The 4,335-nt window shown below is 71.8% G+C and carries 3 protein-coding genes; all 3 read left to right on the top strand.

Translation table 11 applies throughout. The features are described from left to right. Nucleotides 1–1,760, top strand: a 1,760-nt coding sequence (locus tag EYA84_RS27545; RefSeq protein WP_131056733.1) for an ATP-dependent helicase, incomplete at its 5' end; no start/stop codon positions are given. A gap of 547 nt (nt 1,761–2,307) precedes the next feature. Then, nucleotides 2,308–2,784: a hypothetical protein gene (locus EYA84_RS34100; RefSeq protein ID WP_201272495.1), complete on the top strand. Its 477-nt coding sequence runs from the start codon at nt 2,308–2,310 to the stop codon at nt 2,782–2,784. A gap of 147 nt (nt 2,785–2,931) precedes the next feature. Continuing rightward, nucleotides 2,932–4,170, top strand: a complete 1,239-nt coding sequence (locus tag EYA84_RS27535) for an ATP-binding protein (RefSeq protein ID WP_131056729.1) — start codon at nt 2,932–2,934, stop codon at nt 4,168–4,170. The last annotated feature ends 165 nt before the right edge of the window (nt 4,171–4,335 follow it).

The following is a 4,335-nucleotide window of genomic DNA, read 5'->3' as shown; positions in this document are numbered from 1 at the left end:
CGCCCGCCCCGGCCCCGCCGATCGCGCCGCCGCCCTCCCCGCACGAACCGTTCGAGCCGATGCTCGCCGGCATGGAGGAGGTGGGCAGCGGGCTGCTGGACCGGCTCGACGCCATGCAGCGGGTGGCCGCCTCGGCACCCGGCGGCCCGTTGCTGATCGTCGCCGGACCGGGCACCGGCAAGACCCGTACGCTGACCCACCGGATCGCGTACCTCTGCGCGGAGCTGAACGTCTTCCCCGAGCGGTGCCTGGCCATCACCTTCACCCGGCGGGCCGCCGAGGAACTGCGGCACCGACTCGACGGGCTGCTCGGGCCGGTCGCCGAGGACGTCACGGTGGGCACGTTCCACTCGCTCGGACTGACCATCCTGCGCGAGAACGCGGCCACCGCCGGTCTGCCGGACGACTTCCGGATCGCCGACGACGCGGAGCGGACGGCGGCCCGTGCGGAGGCCGGGGACGATGCGGCCCGGTACACGTCGTTGCTGCGCAAGCAGGGCATGGTCGACCTGGACGACCTGCTCACCCTGCCGGTGGCATTGCTGCGCGACGATCGCAGGCTGGTCGAGCGCTACCGGGACCGCTGGCAGTGGATCTTCGTCGACGAGTACCAGGACGTCGACGCCGTGCAGTACGACCTGCTGCGTCTGCTCAGCCCCGCCGACGGCAACCTCTGCGCGATCGGTGACCCGGACCAGGCCATCTACTCGTTCCGGGGCGCCGACGTCGGATACTTCCTGCGCTTCTCCCAGGACTTCACCGACGCCCGCCTGGTCCGGTTGAACCGCAACTACCGGTCGTCGGCGCCGATCCTGGCCGCCGCCGTGCAGGCCATCGCGCCCTCGTCGCTGGTCCGGGGACGCCGGCTGGACCCGGCCCGGCTCGACCCGGAGGCCCCGCTGGTCGGGCGGTACGCTGCGGCCTCCGTCGCCGACGAGGCCGACTTCGTGGTACGCACCGTCGACGAACTGGTCGGCGGCCTGTCCCACCGCTCGCTGGACTCCGGTCGCATCGACGGGCGGTCGAGCACCCTGTCCTTCTCCGACATCGCGGTGCTCTACCGCACCGACTCCCAGGCCGCGCCGATCGTGGACGCTCTGGCCAGGGCGAACGTCCCGGTACAGAAGCGATCGCACGACCGGCTGCGGGACCGGCCCGGCGTGATGGCCATCGCCCGCGAACTGCGGCACCTCACCGGCGTCGACGGCGCACTGCCCGCCCGCGTACGTCTCGCCGGCCAGTCGCTCGCGGAACGGTTCGCCACCCCCACCCTCGACGGTTCGCACGGGGTCCGGCCGGAGGACGTGCGAACCGCGGTCGACCTGCTGACCCCGCTGGCCCGCCGGTGCGGTGACGACCTGGAGTCGTTCCTGTCCCAGCTCGCGACCGGGGCGGAGGTGGACGCGCTCGACCCCCGTGCCGAGGCGGTCACCCTGCTGACGCTGCACGCCGCCAAGGGCCTGGAGTTCCCGGTGGTCTTCCTGGTCGGGGCCGAGGACGGACTGCTGCCGCTGCGCTGGCCGGGCACCGCCCCGGACGAGGAGGCGATCGCCGAGGAGCGACGGTTGTTCTTCGTCGGGCTGACCCGGGCACAGGACCGGCTCTACGTCAGCCACGCGGCACGGCGGGTCCGGCACGGTTCGGAACGTGACTGCCGACCGTCTCCATTCCTCGACGTGATCGACGCCGGCCTCTTCGAGCGGCTCGGCGACGCCGCCGGACCTCGGCGACCGAAGGACCATCAGCTCCGGCTCATCTGAGCGTTCGTCCTCCGCCCGCCGTAGGGCGAGCGGAGGGCGGAGTGACCGGTCCGTGATCGCGTACGGACAGTCGGTGAGACGGCCACGCGCTACGGTGACGTGGACGACGGCCCGCCACCGGCCCAGCGTTTCCACCCACGGCCTCAGGAGTGCGTGCATGGCGAACTACGGACCACCGGGCAGCGGCGGCCCGTCGCCGTGGCACGAGCCGGGCCATGACGAGGCGTACGGCGGCCAGCGCCACGGCGGGCAGCCGTATGGCGGCGAAGGGCAACCCTACGGTGGTGGCCAGGGCCATGGTGGCCGGTCCTACGACGACGGTCAGAGCCACGGCGGTGGCCGGTCCTACGACGGCGGCCCGTCCTATGGCGGTGGGCAGTCCCACCACGGTGGGCAGTCCTACGGTGGCGGCTACGGTCCGGGAGCGAGCGGGTCGCCGTACCGGGGTAGCGGACATGACGCGGGCCACGGAGACGACTCGCAGGACACCGCGACGTACCCGCCCTATCAGGACGGCGCGGCGGAGACCGCGTACGCGGGACAGCCCGTGTCGCCGTCGGAGCGGGGGCGCGGTCGGGGCCGGATCTTCGCGGTGCTGGCGACGGTGTTGGTGCTCGTGCTCGGCGGCGCGACCGCGTTCTACCTGCTCGGGACGGACGACGAGACGCCGACGCCGGTGGCCGCCCCCACGCCGGAGGAGGCACCGGTGGCCCCGGCAGAGCCGGACGACGAGGACGAGACTCCGGCCGGTACGCCGTCGGAGGGCTCGTCCACCGATCCTCGGTTCGTCGAGCCGGGACAGTGCGTGCGCAACGAGGGTCCGGCCGGTGGCAAGCCCAAGCTGGTGATCAGCGAGTGCGCGCCGAAGTCGTACGAGGTGTTGCGCCGCTTCGACGGCGAGACCAGCGGGGAGCGGGACGCCGAGGCGAAGTGCGCGCCGGTCGACGGCTACACCAACTGGTACTTCTACGACAGCGAGTTGGACTCGCTGGACTTCGTGCTCTGCCTCAAACAACGCGGCTGAACCAGGAGCGTACCGACGATCGGTAAAACTAGTGCTGTCTAGCGTCCACGCTAGACAGCACTAGTTTTTGCTCGACCGGCAACACGCCGGTAGCCCCGTCTATCCATGTCTAGCTCCCCGCCTAGACGGGCCGATACTGTGCGATTCGTGGATCCCGTCCGCAACCCGTACGCTCCGGGCGCTGGTCAGCGCCCGCCCGAACTGGCCGGGCGGGGGCGGGAACTGGACGTCTTCGACATCGTGCTGGAACGCATCGCCCGAGGTCGCCCGGAACGGAGCCTGATGCTCACCGGGTTGCGGGGCGTCGGCAAGACCGTGCTGCTCAACACGCTGCGCTCGCAGGCGATCAACAGCCTCTGGGGCAGTGGCAAGATCGAGGCCCGCCCGGACCAGTCGTTACGCCGACCGATCGCCGCCGCCCTGCACATGGCCGTCCGGGAACTGGCCCCACGGCATCGCGCACCGGACCGGATCGACGCGTTCCTCGGGGTCCTCAAAGCCTTCGCCCAACGGGGCGCCCCGACCGGTCGCGCCGGGGCCGCCAAGCTACGCGACCGGTGGCAACCCGGCATCGACGTACCGGCGGCAACCGGCCGGGCCGACTCCGGCGACATCGAGATCGACCTGGTCGAGCTGCTCACCGACGCCGCCTCGGTGGCCAGCGACGTCGGCACCGGCGTCGCCGTCTTCATCGACGAGATGCAGGACCTCGGGCCGGAGGACGTCTCCGCACTCTGCGCGGCCTGCCACGAACTCTCCCAACTCGGCGCACCGCTGATCGTGGTCGGCGCCGGACTGCCGCACCTGCCGGCGGTGCTGAGCGCCGCCAAGTCGTATTCCGAGCGGCTGTTCCGCTACCAACGCATCGACCGGCTCGACCGCATCGCCGCCGACCAGGCACTCTGCGCGCCGGCCGAGCGGGAGAACGTGGAGTACGAGGCGAAGGCGCTCGACCTGCTCTACGAGAAGTCCGGCGGGTACCCGTACTTCGTCCAGGCGTACGGAAAGGCGACCTGGGACCACGCCCCCCGGTCACCGATCACCGACGCCGACGTACGGGTGGCCGCCCCGGAGGCCGAGGCCGAGTTGGCGGTGGGCTTCTTCGGTTCACGTTTCGAGCGGGCCACTCCCGCCGAACGCGAGTACATGCGGGCGATGGCGACGCTCTCCCTGGTCGAGGGGGCAACCGACGGAGGCGGCCGGGACGACATGGACGCCGCGGTACCGACCGCCGAGATCGCCCGTGCTCTCGGACGCAAGCCCGCCAGCCTCTCCCCGGCCCGGGACGCCCTGATCAAGAAGGGCTTGATCTACTCCGGGGAACGCGGCACGGTCGCCTTCACCGTCCCGCATTTCGGTCGCTACCTCCGCACCCAACCCGCCTGACACCCGCCGCGCCGCGCCGCACCCCGCCTCGCCTGGCCTCGCCCCGCCGATCATGGACTTCTGGTCGAGGTTATGTACCGGAATCACCCGTTCTCGTAGCGCCACGACTCCATGATCGACGGGGCCAGGGGCGGGTGGGGCGGGCGGCCCGGGGCACGTGAGGCG

Source organism: Verrucosispora sp. SN26_14.1, assembly GCF_004307965.1.
Classification (GTDB): domain Bacteria; phylum Actinomycetota; class Actinomycetes; order Mycobacteriales; family Micromonosporaceae; genus Micromonospora.
This window is presented reverse-complemented; position numbering and strand designations above follow the sequence as displayed.